Raw genomic sequence first — 14494 nt, 5'->3', positions numbered from 1 at the left:
ATCGGAATGGTGTTGGTATCCTGCTGGCGAGGCGAGGGAAGGAAGTGTGATGGTCCGGCTGACACGAGCGCAGCAGCAGGCGCGGACCCGTGCCGCGGTCCTGGCGGCGGCGCGGGCGGAGTTCGTCGAGTACGGGTACGGCGCGGCGAAAGTGGATCGCATCGCCGAGCGGGCGGAACTGACCAGAGGGGCGGTGTATTCGAACTTTCCCGGCAAACGCGCGTTGTATCTCGCGGTGCTGGTCGACCTGGTCGAGCAGGCGGACACCCCGCTCGCCGCCGAGGAGCCGGGGTCTGCGGGCGAAGCACTGAGCACGTTCGCGCGGGTCTGGCTGGACAGGCTGCCCCTGGTCGACGACCCCGCCGCCGGCGGGCGCCTGCACTTGCGTTCCCTGACCGGTGTCATCGAGGACGAAACGGGACGAGCGGTCCTCGCCCAGACCGCCCGGCTGGAAGCGCTGCTGCTGGCGCTGACGCTGGAGTCCTGCGCCTCCGAAGACCCGCCGTCGCGCCGTGTCCGCCTGGCCGAGCTGGCGTTGACACTGCTCGGCGGGTCGAGTCTCATCGCGGAACAGGCTCCCGGCTTCGGCGACCCCTTCGACCGGGCACGCGCGTGCGAACACCTGGCGAGCCTCGACCTCACAGACGTCTGGGCACCGGCTCATCTGCCCTACGTGGCACCCGCGGCTCGGGTGCAGGAGCCATGGGCCCCGCCCGCTGATGTCCGCGATCCGCTCACCGCGGACGTGGTCGATCTGACCTCGGACGGCGTGGTGGTCGTGCTGGGAGGCGCGAGGCTTGAGGCGGCCGAGGAGGCGGTGCGGTCGGCGCGGCCCGGTGAGCAGGTCACCATCGTCGTCGTCACCGACGATGCCGCGAACACCGGCCAGCTCATTCGCCTGCGCGTCGGCGACCTGGTGGCGTGCCTCCGACAGGTCTCCCCTTCCCCGCTGCCAGGGCACGTTCATCTCGTGTTCGACGACGATGCTCGCGTCGCGGCCGCGGTCGGCCTGCCGGAAGTCGGCGACAGCACCGAAGCCGCGGTGCGCGTCCGCGGGAAGGCCGTCGTCGCCCGCGCCGAGGGCCGGGGCGCCCCTTACGCCGTCGCGAAACCGGAAACCGCTCGTACCGAAGGAGCCACGACGTGACCCGCGCCGGATCGGATATCGGACTGCTCGTGCTGCATGCCCTGCGCTGCGGCGGTTACGCCGGATTGCCGCGCTTGTCGGCGACCACCGGGTTGAGCGAGTCGGAACTCGAGTCGGAGCTGATCGACCTCGCGGTCGCGGGAGAGGTCACGCGGCTCAGCGGCCTTGACGCCTGGGGTTGCACCGATGCCGGACGCGAAGCCGACGCCGAGCGCATCACCGCACAGCTGGAGGCCGCCGGTGCTCGCGCGGCGGTCAAGGCGGCGTTCGACCGGTTCCTGGTGCTCAACCCGGAACTGCTCGACCTCTGCACCGCATGGCAGCTCCGCCCCGTGGAGGGGGAGCAGATCGTGAACGACCACGAGGACCCGGCCTACGACGCCCGCGTCCTCGATCGCTTCGCCGACCTGCACGAGCGCATGGCGCCGGTGTGCCACGCCTTGGAGACGGCGCTACCGCGCTTCGGCCGATACCGCGTGCGACTGGCGAGCGCCCTCGACCGGGCTCGATCAGGCGACCTGGCCTACGTCGCGGATTCGACCGCGTCGTACCACGTCGTCTGGGCCGAACTGCACGAAGATCTCCTTGCGACACTGGGCATTCCGCGGTGAAGTGGCTGCGACAGCTCACTCCGGACACCCGGGAGGACCCCCGGCTCATCGGCGCGAAGGCCCACGGACTCCTCGACCTGCACCGGCTCGGCCTGCCGGTGCCGGCCGGATTCGTCGTCACCACCGAAGCGTGCCGCGCCTTCCTGCGCGACGGCCACTTCCCCGACGGGCTCCGTGTCGAGCTGACCGCGGCGACACGAACGTTGGAAGAGACCACCGGCTCGTCGCCGCTGACCGTGTCGGTGCGCTCCGGGGCCAGTGTGTCGATGCCCGGCATGATGGACACCATCCTGAATCTCCGGCCCACCGCCGAACAGCTGGAGCCGGCCGTCGAGGCGGTCTTCGCCTCCTGGGAGACACCGCGGGCACGCACCTACCGGGAACTGCACGGCATCGACCACGATCTGGGCACCGCCGTGATCGTCCAGGAAATGGTCTACGGCAACCGAGACGACCGAAGCGGCACCGGAGTCGCCTTCAGCAGGAACCCCGACACCGGGGAGCCCACCCCGTTCGGCGACGTGTTGTTCGGCCATCAAGGGGAGGACGTCGTCGCGGGCACTTCGCCTGTCCTGCCGCTCACCGGCCTCGCCACCCGCGAACCGCACGTCTGGAAGGCACTGACCGAAGCCCTGGACCGGCTGGAAGACCACTACCGCGACGCGGTCTATGTCGAGTTCACCTTCGAAACCGGAGTCCTGTGGCTCCTCCAAGTACGCCCCGGACGCTTCACCGGTGCCGCGGCGATCAGGGTCGCCGTCGACCTCGCCGACGAAGGACGGATCAGCCGAACCGAGGCGGTGCACCGGGTTTCACGCCGTCAGGTCGAGCGTGCCCGCACGCCTCGCATCGCCCCGCAACCGGATACGACCCGGCTCGGTCGCGGAACAGGGGCCTGCCCAGGCGTCGCCACCGGCAGGATCGCCACGACCACCGAGGCGGCGAGACGGATGGCGGCCGACGGCCCGGTCATCCTCGTCCGCCCTGAAACCTCCCCGAACGACATGAACGGACTCGCCGTGGCGGCGGGCATCCTCACCGCACGCGGCGGCCCGGCCAGTCACGCCGCCGTCGTCGCCCGCTCCCTCGGCAAACCCGCCGTGGTCGGCATAGGCACGCTCGCCGTCGACGAGACGAACGCGTCGATCACCGTGGGCGGGCGCATTCTCGACGAAGGAACGCTCGTGACCATCGACGGAACCGGCGGAGAGGTCGCCCTCGGCCGCGTGCCGACGGTCACGAGGGAGACCGGGGACCATCTGGAACGTTTCCTGGCCTGGACCGAAAAAGACGCTCGCCTGCCGCGGTCGTGAGTGGCGATTCGGGTTAGAGCGAGCCGTGTTTCAGGTACCTACGTGGATTCCGGCTGCGGGTTGGTGCCAGGCCGAGTCCGTGAAGGCCTCCTTGAGGGACCCAGAGTCCCTCAAGGAGGCCTTCACGGACTTCGGTGATCGCCACGTTCGCCCCACAGGCACCAGCGGTCACAGCGGCAGCGCGTGAAGGACCCCTTTCCCTCGGCTCAGCCGAGGAAACTCGACCTTCACCCCCTCCCGCAGTACATGAAGGACCCCATCCTTGCGCCCAGGTACAGCAAGGGGGCCTTCATGTACTTCACACAAGAAGCGCCACAGGTACCTAAGAGGAAGGTCACCAGAACCCGAATCGCCACTCACGACGCTCAGGGACGCTGCCCCGGTCCGAAGCCCGTCCATCGCAGCTCTTCCGGGAGATGCCCCATGTCGTTGTACATCAGCAACGACGGGGCGGCGCCGTCGTAGTGGTCGATCACCGTCAACGCGGTGTTCCCGCAGCTCAATCCCAGCCAGCGCTCCGGTGGCGCGTCGAGCGCGTCGCACACCAACCAGGCGACCGGGTAAGCGTGCGTCACCAGCACCTCGTGCGTTTCGACCTCGGCAGGGCGAGCGAAACGCTCCGTCAACGCCGCGGCGATCCGCGCGCCCTCAGCCGCTTCCTCGGGGTCGTAGCCGTCGAACAGCCCGCGCCAGGCCGGAGGCGGATCGGCCGGCACGTGCGGCACGTTGTCCACCAGCTCCGCCGCCTCGCCCACCGGCGCACCCGTGAGGTGCTCGCCGATGATCTCCGCGGTCTTCGCCGCGCGCGACAGCGGTGAATGCCATACGGCGTCCACCGGCAGGCGCGCGAGCCGCTTCGCCAGCAGCTCGCACTGCCGCCGCCCCACTTCCGTCAACTCGCCGAACGGGTCCGCGGCCCCGTGCCGGACCACGTACAGGTGTCTCGTCGCCATGCCGCCCTCGCTCTTGGATGTTGCTACCATCCCAATGGTAACAACATCGGCCTCAGTGGAGGAACGGTTCGTACTGCCGCTGGAGACGGAGTGCCTGGATCTGCCGCGTGGTGTCGAGCGCGACACCGACGAGGAACACGAGGACCACCTGCAAGGCCACGCCGACGACGGGAACTCGCGGACTCACGTCCAGCAAGCCCAGCCCGGCGACCGGGATCAGCGCGACCACTCCCGAGCAGAGCGCTCCGAAGGCGATGATCCGGCGGTTCACGTAGTCGAGGTATTCGGCGGTCCAGTTCCCCGGCCGAATCCCGGGGACGAAGCCGCCGACCCGGATCAGCTCACTCGCCACCTTGTCCATGTCCTGCGCCACGGCCGCCCGCATGAAGGCGAAGAGGCAGACGAGCAGGAAATAGACCGCGATCCGCCTGGGATCTCCCTCGTCACGCAGCCACTCCAGCCAGGTCGCGCCGGGCAGGAGCACCGGCACGGACAGCAGCACCGCGGCCAGCACGGCCGGGCTGTTCGCCTGGGGGAACCGAAGCGGGATGTAGGTCGAGGTCCCGCCGAAGGCACGCCTGCCGATCATCCGCTTGGCGTACTGCACCGGGACGCGACGCTGTCCCTGCGCGACGACGATCGTGATCACCGTGATCGACAGCGTCACCACGGCCATGACCACGATGGCCGCCCAGCCCGTCTTTTCGTACAGGCGCAGGAATTCCGGCGGCAGCACGGCCAGCACCTGCGCGAGCAGCAGGATCCGGACGCCGTCACCGAATCCCCGCTCGGTGATCACCTCGGTCAGCCGCAGGACAAGCGCGGTGCCCACCGTCAGGCACGCCACGGCGACGACCGTGTCGAGGGTCTCCTGACCGCGAAACCCGAGCAGGCCGATCGCGCCCAGCAGGCCGAGTCCGACGGTGAGCCGTCGCCGGTACCGCTTCAGCACACGGGCGCCGGCTTCCCCTTCGGCCCGCAGCGCGGCCAGCCGCGGAATCAGGACGATCAGCGCGCGCAGCACGGGCGGCGCGGCCAGGCAGGGAAGGACACCGAAAGCGAACACCGGCAGCGTGAACAGGCCGCCGCCGGTGAGGAGGTCGAGGAGCCAGCGCAGCGGGTGATCGGCTTCCGGTGCGCGGACGGTCACGGAGGGGGCGGGCACGCTCTGGCCCAGCCGGAACACCACGATCACACCCAGCGTGACCAGGATCCGGCGGCGAAGGGAGGCTCTGTCGTTCATCGTGAGGATCACGCTAGGGACGACCGATGAAATTACGATGACACCGCCCGCGCTCAGGTCACAGCAAAGGCGCCCTCGACAAGGCCGCCCTCAGCTTGTCGAGCACCTCGCCCGCAGTGCCCTCCGCGGTGCATCCGGCCGCCTGGCGATGCCCGCCGCCACCCAGTTCCCCGGCCGCGGCCGAAACGTCGACGCCGCCCGCCGAACGGAGCGAGACCTGCCACCGCTGCTTCGGCCCGGTCGGCTCGGCTTCCTTGAGCACCACGGCGACCCCGGCCTCCCGGGTGGACCGGACGACGTCGATGACCGCTTCGACCTCCTCCGCGCGCACGCTCCGCGCGACGTCGAGGGTCACGACCGCGTGCGCGAGTCCGAAACCGCGCGCCTCGTCCGGCTCGAGCCGGGCCCCGGCGAGCACGTCCGAAAGCATCGGCAGCCACGCGAACGGATGGTCGTCGACGATCTCGCGGACCACCCTGTCCGGGTCCACGCCCGCTTCGAGCAGCTTCGCGGCCATCAGATGGGTGGACGGCCGGGCCCGGCGGAACCCGCTCGTGTCGGTGACAAGCCCCGCGTAGAGGCAGCGCGCGATCGGCTCGTCGATCTCGGCGCCCAGCTCCTGCAGCAACGCGAAAACGAGGACCGCGGTGGCTTCGGCGGTGTCGTCGACGACGTGGTGCGTGCCGTAGAAGACGTTGGACGCGTGATGATCGATCACCAGGACATCGCCCCCGGCCGCGCGGACGGCGTCCACCCGCGGCGCGAGCTTCCCGAGCCTGCCCGGGGTGGGCGTATCCAGCGCGACCAACAGCTGCTCACTCTCCGGCAGCTCGCTCGCGGGGACGTAGAGCCCGCCGACGTCCAGACCCCGCAGGGTTTCGGGCATCTCCTCGGGCTCGCCGACCGAGACGCGGACCTTGACGCCGCCGCGCGACTGGAGGGCCCGGCCCAGCGCCAGCGCGCTGCCGAGCGCGTCGGCGTCCGGACGGACATGGCCGAGCAGGGTCACGTCGTTCGCGCGCGCCAGCAGGGCGGCGGCTTCCTTGAGGTTCGGCACTGGAGTCGCTGTCACAATCAGTCAAGCTACGCTCTACCGGATGTCCGAGTACGCGATCCTGGTCTACCCGTCCGCCAACCGGGTCTACACCGACTCCACCCCGGCCCTGCTGCGCGCGGAGCTGGCGGTGTTCGGTCTGTCCGCTTTGGAGACCGAGGTCTCCGAGATCGGCGAGACGGAACTCGGCGGCGTCGGCTACCTCACCTTCACCACGCCCGCCCCGTTGAGCGACCGCGATCTCGCGCTCCTTTCGAACCTTTCCGCGCTGTACGCGCTGTTCGAACTCGGCGACGGCGTCCTGAAGCCGGTGACGATCAGCCCGCTCGCGAACTTCGACTCGGATCTGCTGACCATCCAGAAGTACCCCGGCAAGACGAACGAGCTGTTCACGAAACTGCTCGTCAACGTCACCCTGCTGTCCACCGCGGACCCGGCCGCGATGCTGGAGAAGCCGCTGCACCTGCTGGATCCGCTCTGCGGCCGCGGCACCACGCTGAACCAGGCGATGATGTACGGCTTCGACGCGACCGGTCTCGACGTCGACGGCAAGGATTTCGACTCCTACGAACTGTTCATCAAGACCTGGCTGAAGCAGAAGCGCGTCAAGCACAGCGCCGAATCCGGTCAGGTGCGCCGTAACAAGGTCCGGCTCGGCAGGCGGCTCGACATCGGCTTCGGGATCACCAAGGAGCAGTACAAGGCCGGCGAGGTGCGCAAGCTGAGCTACCTCAACTGCGACACGCTCACCACGGACGAACTGCTGCGGCCGAACTCGGTGGACCTCATCGTCACCGACGCCCCGTACGGCGTACAGCACGGCAGCCACCGCACCCAGGACGCGTCGCTCGCGCGCAGCCCGCGGGACCTGCTCGCGGCCGCCGTCCCGGTGTGGACCCGGGTGCTGCGGCCCGGCGGTGCGCTCGGCATCTCCTGGAACACCAACGTCGCGCCGCGCGAAGAGCTCGCCGCGATTTTGGACAAGGCTGGACTGCGGGTGCGCGAGGACGGGCCGTTCGCGGAGTTCTCGCACCGCGTGGACCAGGCGATCGTGCGAGACCTGATCGTCGCGGCGAAACCGGCCTCGTGAGCGGTAAGGACGGTTAGAACCAAGGGGGCTTCGTACCTCCGTGATTCCGGCCGCGGTTGATCTCAGCCCGGGTCCGTGAAGGCCCCCGGCAGGCGCTCACGCGAGTTTTCGCGGTCCGTGGGGATGTCGTGAAGGGCCCCTTTGAGACGATGAAGGTCTCAAAGGGGCCCTTCACGACACAAGAACTCGACGCCAGGCCCAACGGTCAGGCGATGCGTTCCCCCACGAACTTCAGCACGTCGGGCATGACTCCGCGCCAGTAGTCGTCGTTGTGCTCACCGTCGGACATCTTCGCGACGGCGGGGTCGAGTGCCTTGATGAGTTTGCGGTCGGCGCGGGCGAAGGGATCCGAATTCCCGCACCACACCCCGGTCGACGACGCCGAGAGATCGCCGGTGTGCAGCAGCGGCTCGTGCGATTCCCATTGCTCGCGATCCGCGAAGACCTTGCGGGACTTGGCATCGGGCCAGCTCACGAAGAGCGCGGCACTCGCCACGGCGACGGCTTTGAGGTTCTTGTGATCGCGGGCGTAGCGCAGTGCGCCGAAGCCGCCCATCGAGATCCCGAAGATCGCCGACGCCGGCCGCAGCTGGCGCTGGGCGAGCCAGCCGGGGAGCTCGTCGGACAGCATCCGCTGCGGGTCGTCGGCCTTGCCGACGTCCACCCAGTAGTTGTCGCCGTCGACGGCGGCCACCGCGAAACCGGGCAAGCCGGCGGCGACGGCTTTGTTCAGCGCGTCCTGAACTCCGAGGTTCAGGAACGTGCGGGCGTCCGCACCCCGCCCGTGGAGGGCGAAGCAGACCGGCATCCCGACCCGGGACACACCGTCCGGCGCGATGATGACGAGGTTGATGTCGCGGTTGCGGGCCGCCGACCGCATCTTCTGCACCGTGACCGCTTCGGTGAGCGGCGTCGGGGTGGACGGTGGGGCCACCGGCGGCGGCCCCACCAAGGGCGGGTTCTCAGCGCCGCAAGCGGAAACCAGCGCCGAGCCGCCGAGAGCCGCGGCTCCCAGCAGCAGGCCACGCCGGCTCACGGCGTGGCCCACTCCCTCAGCTACGGGTCTCCCCATCGGCGAACTCATCGTCTTCGGCCTCTTCCCGCGGCGGCTTGTACGGGTCGGGTTCACCGGCGTGCTGCGCACCGGTCGCCCGCCGGGCGACCTCCGCATCGGCTTCCCTGGCCTTCGCGAGGAGGTCTTCGATGCGCTTGGCGTCCTCAGGAATGCTGTCGGCCACGAAGGCCAGCGTCGGAGTGTAGCGGACTCCCGTGCCCTGACCGACCTTCGTCCGCAGTACACCGCGGGCGGATTCGAGCGCCGCGGCGGCACCGGTGTGATCGGGCGTGGATTCCAGATTCTCGCCGAGCACCGTGTAGTAGACCGTGGCGTCGTGCAGATCCGCCGTGATCTTCGTGTCGGTGATCGTCACGTAATTGAGCCGCGGATCCTTGATGTCGTGCTCGATCGCGTGCGCGACGATCTGTGAGATCCGCTTGGCGAGCTTGCGAGCCCGAGCGGGGTCGGCCATGGGGATTCGTCTCCTCGAAAGATCTTTCGTCAGTCGTCCGGGCCGAGCAGCCGGCGATGGGCGGAGAGCAGTTCGAACTCCGGCCTTCCGGCCACGAAGCGCTCACACGAGTCGAGCACGTCACGGACGTGCACGCCAGTCGCCGCGACCACGGCCACACCGATCAGTGCCCGCCGATGCAGGTCTTGCTGACCGGCTTCGGCGACGGAGACGTCGAAGCGCCTGCGTACCTCGGCCAGCACCGGCTTGATCACGGATCGCTTCTGCTTGAGCGAGTGGACGTCGCCCAGCAGGATGTCGAGCTCAAGAGCTCCTACGTACATAAGGGGTTCTGGGTTGTCGAGAAGTGAAGCGGCGCTCCCCCGCCCAGATGCGAGGGAGCGCCGCCCGTGTCACTTACGCACGCGGCTTTTCGCGCTGCTCGTACGTCTCGATGACGTCGCCGAGCTTCAAATCGCTGTAGTTACCCAAGGTGAGACCACACTCGAAGCCCTCGCGGACCTCGGTGACGTCGTCCTTTTCGCGCTTCAGCGAGTTGATCGGCAGGTTCTCGACGATGACGTTGCCGTCACGGAGGAGACGACCCTTGGCGTTACGCCGGATCTCGCCCGAGATGACCATACAACCGGCGATCGTGCCGACCTTCGACGATTTGAAGATCCCGCGGATCTCGGCCTTGCCGAGCTCGACCTCTTCGAAGATCGGCTTGAGCATGCCCTTGAGCGCGGCTTCGATCTCGTCGATCGCCTGGTAGATGACCGTGTAGTACCGGACGTCGACGCCCTCGCGGGTGGCCCGCTCGGTCGCCTTGCCCTGTGCCCGCACGTTGAAGCCCAGGACGATCGCGTTGGACGCGGTCGCCAGGTCGATGTCGGACTCCGTGACGCCACCGACACCGCGGTGGACCACGTTGAGCTCGACCTCTTCTTCGCCGACATCCAGCTGCATCAGCGAGGCTTCGAGGGCCTCGACCGTACCGGAGTTGTCACCCTTGATGATCAGGTTAAGGGTGCTCGTCTCCTTCAAGGCCTCATCGAGGTCTTCAAGGCTGACCCGCTTACGACGCGACGCGTTGAGCGCGTTGCGGGTACGGGCCGAACGCCGCTCGGCGATCTGCCGGGCGACCCTGTCCTCGTCGACGACGAGGAACGTGTCACCGGCGCCGGGCACCGAGGTGAACCCGATGACCTGGACCGGACGCGACGGGGTCGCTTCGGTGACGTTGACGTTGTGCTCGTCGACCATCTTCCGCACGCGGCCGTACGCGTCACCGGCGACGACGGAGTCACCGACGCGCAGCGTTCCGCGCTGGACCAGCACCGTGGCGACCGGACCGCGACCGCGGTCCAGGTGCGCCTCGATCGCGACACCCTGGGCCTCCATGTTCGGGTTGGCCCGCAGGTCGAGCGCCGCGTCCGCGGTCAGCAGGATCGCCTCGAGGAGACCATCGATGTTGATGTTCTCCCGCGCCGAGATCTCGACGAACATCGTGTCGCCGCCGTACTCCTCGGCCACGAGGTTGTACTCGGTGAGCTGCTGCCGGATCTTGTCCGGGTTCGCGCCCTCCTTGTCGATCTTGTTGATCGCGACCACGATCGGGGCCTTGGCGGCCTGCGCGTGGTTGATCGCCTCGACCGTCTGCGGCATGACGCCGTCGTCGGCCGCGACCACGATGACCGCGATGTCCGTGGCGTTCGCACCACGAGCACGCATGGCGGTGAACGCCTCGTGACCCGGGGTGTCGATGAACGTCACGAGACGCGGGTTGCCCTCGAGCTCGGTCTCGATCTGGTAGGCGCCGATGTGCTGGGTGATGCCACCGGCTTCGCCCTCGCGCACCTTCGTCTTGCGGATCGTGTCGAGCAGCCGGGTCTTACCGTGGTCGACGTGACCCATGATGGTCACGACCGGCGGACGGACCTGCAGATCCTCTTCCTCACCCGCGTCTTCGCCGTAGGTGATGTCGAAGGTCTCCAGCAGCTCGCGGTCTTCTTCCTCCGGGCTGACGACCTGGACGACGTAGTTCATCTCGCCGCCGAGCAGCTCGAGGATGTCGTCCGACACGGACTGCGTCGCCGTGACCATCTCACCGAGGTGGAAGAGCACCTGCACCAGCGAAGCCGGGTTGGCGTCGATCTTCTCGGCGAAGTCGGTCAGCGAAGCACCACGCGGCAGGCGGATCGTTTCGCCGCTGCCCTTGGGCAGGCGAACGCCACCGACGCTGGGCGCCTGCATGTTGTCCATGTACTCCATGCGCTTCTGGCGCTTGGACTTCCGGCCCTTGCGAGCGGGACCACCGGGACGCCCGAAGGCACCCGCGGTACCACCGCGGCCACCGCGGCCGCCACGACCGCCGCCGCCACGGAAACCGCCGCCACCGGCCGGGGCACCGCCGCCGCCACCGGGGCCACCGCCACCGGGACGGAAACCGCCGCCACCGCCGCCGCCGGGACGGAAACCGCCACCGCCGCCGCCACCACCGGGACCGCCGCGGAAGCCTCCGCCGCCGCCACCGGGACCGCCACGAGCGCCGCCACCGGGGCCACCGCGGGCTCCGCCGCCAGGACCACCACGGGCTCCACCGGGACCGCCGGCCGGACGGGCCGGGCGGCCCGGCATCATGCCGGGGTTCGGACGCGGGGGCATGTTGCCCGGGCTCGGCCGGTTACCACCGGGAGCGCCGCCACCGGGACGCGGCGGACGGTTGTCGCCACCCTGCTGGCCACCACCGGGACGCGGAGGACGGGTGTCGCCGCCCTGCTGGCCGCCACCGGGACGGGGGCCGGACGGACGCGGGGCCGGGGAACCGGAACCCACACCGAACGGGTTGTTGCCGACCCGCGGGGTGCGCGGGCCGGGCTTCGGGCCGCCGGGCTTGGGGCCCTGCGGCTTCGGCGGCACGACAGAACCCTGCGACGGCGTCTGGGACGCCGGCGGGGTGGCCGGTGCTGCCGGGGTTTCCTTGGGCTCGGGCTGCTTCGGCTCGGCCGGAGCGGCCTTCGCCGCCGGAGCGACCTCTTCCTTGGGCGCCGGCGGCCTGGGGCCGGGGCGCGGACCCGGGCGGACGCCCGGGGTGTTGGGACGGGACGGCTGCTGGGCCGGGGCCGACGCCGCCGGAGCGGACTCCGCGGGAGCGGCCGGGGCCTCGGTCTTCGCCGCGGGCGCGGGCTGGGCCTGCTTCGCGGCCGGAGCCGGGGCAGCGGGCTTCGCGGGAGGCGCGGGCGAAGGGCGCGGTCCGGGGGTCGGGACCGACTTCTTCTTGCCGTCCTTGGACGGGTACGCGTCACGGAGACGGCGGGCGACCGGCGCCTCGACGGTGGACGACGCGGACTTCACGAACTCGCCCTGTTCCTTCAACTTGGCGAGAACTTCCTTGCTGGTGATGCCGAGCTCTTTCGCGAGCTCATGTACTCGGGCCTTGCCTGGCACAGCTCTCCTCATCTGGGGAGGCCGGCGGCAGACCCGCAGACCTCGTCCTATTGTCGCGCGTTCATTGATTCAGCTTCACGGCTGACTCATGACGGGTCGACCTGCTTCCTGATTCCATCCGGCACCGGGGATGTCCCGGCGCCCTTAGCCTTCGGCGTGCCGCTCCAGGCGTTCGTGGACACCCTGGGCGTCGAGCGACCCTGGAACACGAAGTGCCCGGGGGAACGCCCTGCGCCGCTCGGCCTTGGCCAGACAGTCCGGCACGGGGTGCAACCAGGCACCCCGGCCCGGCAACCGCCGACGTTCGTCGACGATCAACCGACCGTCCGCCGCGACCACTCGCAGCAACTCGCCGATCAAGGCCCGCTTACGGCAACCCACACAGGTGCGAACCGGGACTTCCCGGTCATGCTGGAGGTCGGTTCCCGGCCGCGGGCTCTGAACCACTAGTAAGTCTACCGCTTCGACCTTCACTCAGCCGAACCGGTTGCCGCGGCGGGCCGCGGCTGCCCGGCGTGTGCTTCGTCACCCTGGTCAGGGGCGGCGTCACTGCGGATGTCGATCCGCCAGCCGGTGAGACGGGCGGCGAGGCGGGCGTTCTGCCCTTCCTTGCCGATCGCGAGCGAAAGCTGGTAGTCCGGGACGACGACGCGAGCGGTCTTGGCCCGCTCGTCGACGACCCGTACGGAGACAACCTTCGCGGGCGACAACGCATTCCCGACGAACCTCGCCGGGTCCTCGGAGAAGTCGATGATGTCGATCTTCTCGCCGGCGAGCTCGCTCATCACGTTGCGCACCCGCGCGCCGACCGGGCCGATGCAAGCACCCTTGGCGTTGACGCCGGGCACCGTCGAGCGGACCGCGATCTTGGTGCGGTGCCCGGGTTCCCGCGCGACGGCGGCGATCTCGACCGTGCCGTCGGCGATCTCGGGGACCTCCAGGGCGAACAGCTTGTGCACCAGCTTCGGGTGCGAACGCGACAACGTGATCTGCGGACCGCGGTTGCCCCGCGAGACGGTGACGACGTAGGCCTTGATCCGGTCGCCGTGCTCGTAGGTCTCGCCGGGCACCTGCTCGATCGCGGGCAGCACGCCCTCGATGTCGCCGACCTGGATGATGACCATGCCGCGGGCGTTGGCGCGGGCGTCGCGCTGCACCACGCCGGCGACGATCTCGTTCTCCTTGGCGGAGAACTCGCCGAAGGTCTTCTCGTGCTCGGCGTCGCGCAGACGCTGCAGGATGACCTGGCGCGCGGTGGTCGCGGCGATCCGCCCGAAGCCCTCGGGGGTGTCGTCCCATTCCTCGTCGGTCCGGCCGTCCGGGGTGAGGGTGTGCGCGAGGACGCGGACCAGGCCGCTCTTGCGATCGATGTCGATCCTGGCGTGCGGCTGGTGGCCCTCGGTGTGCTTGTACGCGGTGAGCAACGCGGTTTCGATCGCTTCGATCACCGTCTCGAAGGGGATGTCCTTGTCCCGTTCGATCGCGCGCAGCGCTGCGATGTCGACGTTCACTTCGGCTCCTCCTTCGGCTCCGTGGGGGCGGCGTTCAGGGCCGACGCATCGTTTTCCAACAGTTTCAGGTCCTCGGCAGGTGGTTGCTTGAATTCGATCTCGATGACCGCTTTGGCCACCGAGGCGTAGGGGACGTCCCGGATCTCGCCGTCGACGAGCACGCGCGCGGACTTCTCCCCCGCGTACCCGACACGGCCGACGAAGGCGGTGCCTTCGGCCGGGGTGATCTTGACGAGGCGGAATTTCGCGCGCCGCCAGTGCCGCCGCACGGTCAGCGGCCGGTCGAGGCCGGGCGAGGTGACTTCGAGCGTGTACGCGCTCGCGATCACGTGCTCGTTTTCGTCGAGCGTGGCGGAAACAGCCCGGCTGACGCTCGCCACCTCGTCCAGTCCGACGCCGTCGTCCCCGTCGACGACGACCTTGACCAGCTGACGGCGGCCTGCCTGCTGGACCTCGAAGGAATCGAGGTCGAAACCCGCGGCCTTGACGGCTTCGGCCACGATGGGCTCCAGCCTGCTGGCGAGGTCGTTGGGCACGGTGGAGCGCTCCTGTTCGGCTGTGGGCGACCCGGCGGTGTGGATCCGGGTTCGGTAGTGGTCCAGCTTATCCGGTCA

The 14494-nt window shown here is 69.4% G+C and carries 14 protein-coding genes; 4 read left to right on the top strand and 10 right to left on the bottom strand.

Going from position 1 to position 14494, the window contains the following annotated elements:
* Positions 1–49 precede the first annotated feature (49 nt).
* From DMH03_RS19000 to DMH03_RS18995, 3 genes are read left to right on the top strand one after another with little or no spacing between them, the layout of a single operon-like run.
* Positions 50–1147, top strand: coding sequence for a TetR/AcrR family transcriptional regulator (locus tag DMH03_RS19000; RefSeq protein ID WP_125793354.1), 1098 nt, complete (start codon positions 50–52; stop codon positions 1145–1147).
* Positions 1144–1758: a transcriptional regulator gene (locus DMH03_RS42350; protein WP_233611558.1), complete on the top strand. Its 615-nt coding sequence runs from the start codon at positions 1144–1146 to the stop codon at positions 1756–1758. The genes DMH03_RS19000 and DMH03_RS42350 overlap by 4 nt, the downstream gene beginning before the upstream one ends.
* On the top strand, positions 1755–3071 hold the full coding sequence (locus tag DMH03_RS18995) for a PEP/pyruvate-binding domain-containing protein (protein WP_199748928.1): 1317 nt from the start codon (positions 1755–1757) through the stop codon (positions 3069–3071). The genes DMH03_RS42350 and DMH03_RS18995 overlap by 4 nt, the downstream gene beginning before the upstream one ends.
* 365 nt (positions 3072–3436) lie before the next feature.
* Here DMH03_RS18995 and DMH03_RS18990 read toward each other — a convergent pair whose 3' ends face one another.
* Genes DMH03_RS18990 through DMH03_RS18980 form a run of 3 tightly spaced genes read right to left on the bottom strand, consistent with a single transcriptional unit; the run spans position 3437 to position 6324 of the window.
* Positions 3437–4024 (bottom strand): histidine phosphatase family protein, encoded by a 588-nt coding sequence (locus tag DMH03_RS18990; RefSeq protein ID WP_125793352.1) that lies wholly within the window; start codon positions 4022–4024, stop codon positions 3437–3439.
* Between the two features lie 52 nt (positions 4025–4076).
* On the bottom strand, positions 4077–5267 hold the full coding sequence (locus tag DMH03_RS18985; RefSeq protein WP_125793351.1) for a preprotein translocase subunit SecY: 1191 nt from the start codon (positions 5265–5267) through the stop codon (positions 4077–4079).
* 58 nt (positions 5268–5325) lie between these two features.
* Positions 5326–6324, bottom strand: coding sequence for a bifunctional oligoribonuclease/PAP phosphatase NrnA (locus tag DMH03_RS18980; protein WP_125793979.1), 999 nt, complete (start codon positions 6322–6324; stop codon positions 5326–5328).
* Between the two features lie 40 nt (positions 6325–6364).
* On the opposite strand from DMH03_RS18980, the gene DMH03_RS18975 reads away from it, so the two are divergent.
* The gene (locus tag DMH03_RS18975; RefSeq protein ID WP_199748927.1) at positions 6365–7411 is read left to right on the top strand and encodes a TRM11 family methyltransferase; all 1047 of its coding nucleotides are present in this window, start codon (positions 6365–6367) and stop codon (positions 7409–7411) included.
* A gap of 205 nt (positions 7412–7616) precedes the next feature.
* On the opposite strand, the gene DMH03_RS18970 is transcribed toward DMH03_RS18975, so the two are convergent.
* From DMH03_RS18970 to rimP, 7 genes are all read right to left on the bottom strand, one after another.
* Positions 7617–8483, bottom strand: a complete 867-nt coding sequence (locus DMH03_RS18970) for an alpha/beta hydrolase-fold protein (protein WP_199748926.1) — start codon at positions 8481–8483, stop codon at positions 7617–7619.
* On the bottom strand, positions 8464–8940 hold the full coding sequence (gene rbfA / locus DMH03_RS18965; protein ID WP_125793349.1) for a 30S ribosome-binding factor RbfA: 477 nt from the start codon (positions 8938–8940) through the stop codon (positions 8464–8466). The genes DMH03_RS18970 and rbfA overlap by 20 nt, the downstream gene beginning before the upstream one ends.
* Positions 8941–8969: 29 nt before the next feature.
* Positions 8970–9263, bottom strand: coding sequence for a DUF503 domain-containing protein (locus DMH03_RS18960; protein WP_125793348.1), 294 nt, complete (start codon positions 9261–9263; stop codon positions 8970–8972).
* Between the two features lie 73 nt (positions 9264–9336).
* Entirely contained in the window at positions 9337–12369 is a 3033-nt protein-coding gene (gene infB, locus DMH03_RS18955) for a translation initiation factor IF-2 (protein WP_125793347.1), read from the bottom strand.
* Positions 12370–12513: 144 nt separating this feature from the next.
* A complete protein-coding gene (locus DMH03_RS18950) occupies positions 12514–12816 on the bottom strand; it encodes a YlxR family protein (protein WP_192745667.1) in 303 nt (100 codons plus the stop codon).
* Positions 12817–12839: 23 nt separating this feature from the next.
* Positions 12840–13880, bottom strand: a complete 1041-nt coding sequence (nusA, locus tag DMH03_RS18945) for a transcription termination factor NusA (RefSeq protein WP_125793346.1) — start codon at positions 13878–13880, stop codon at positions 12840–12842.
* Entirely contained in the window at positions 13877–14416 is a 540-nt protein-coding gene (gene rimP / locus DMH03_RS18940) for a ribosome maturation factor RimP (protein ID WP_125793345.1), read from the bottom strand. Before rimP ends, nusA begins: the two co-directional genes overlap by 4 nt.
* Between the last annotated feature and the right edge of the window lie 78 nt (positions 14417–14494).

Source organism: Amycolatopsis sp. WAC 01376, assembly GCF_003947415.1.
Classification (GTDB): Bacteria; Actinomycetota; Actinomycetes; order Mycobacteriales; family Pseudonocardiaceae; genus Amycolatopsis.
This window is presented reverse-complemented; position numbering and strand designations above follow the sequence as displayed.

Excerpts from the sequence above, each read along its gene's own strand:
- DMH03_RS18970 (WP_199748926.1), bottom strand. The coding sequence starts at position 8,483 with ATGGGGAGACCCGTAGCTGAGGGAGTGGGCCACGCCGTGAGCCGGCGT.
- rbfA (WP_125793349.1), bottom strand. The coding sequence starts at position 8,940 with ATGGCCGACCCCGCTCGGGCTCGCAAGCTCGCCAAGCGGATCTCACAG.
- DMH03_RS18990 (WP_125793352.1), bottom strand. The coding sequence starts at position 4,024 with ATGGCGACGAGACACCTGTACGTGGTCCGGCACGGGGCCGCGGACCCG.
- DMH03_RS19000 (WP_125793354.1), top strand. The coding sequence starts at position 50 with ATGGTCCGGCTGACACGAGCGCAGCAGCAGGCGCGGACCCGTGCCGCG.
- DMH03_RS18985 (WP_125793351.1), bottom strand. The coding sequence starts at position 5,267 with ATGAACGACAGAGCCTCCCTTCGCCGCCGGATCCTGGTCACGCTGGGT.
- DMH03_RS18960 (WP_125793348.1), bottom strand. The coding sequence starts at position 9,263 with ATGTACGTAGGAGCTCTTGAGCTCGACATCCTGCTGGGCGACGTCCAC.
- DMH03_RS18975 (WP_199748927.1), top strand. The coding sequence starts at position 6,365 with ATGTCCGAGTACGCGATCCTGGTCTACCCGTCCGCCAACCGGGTCTAC.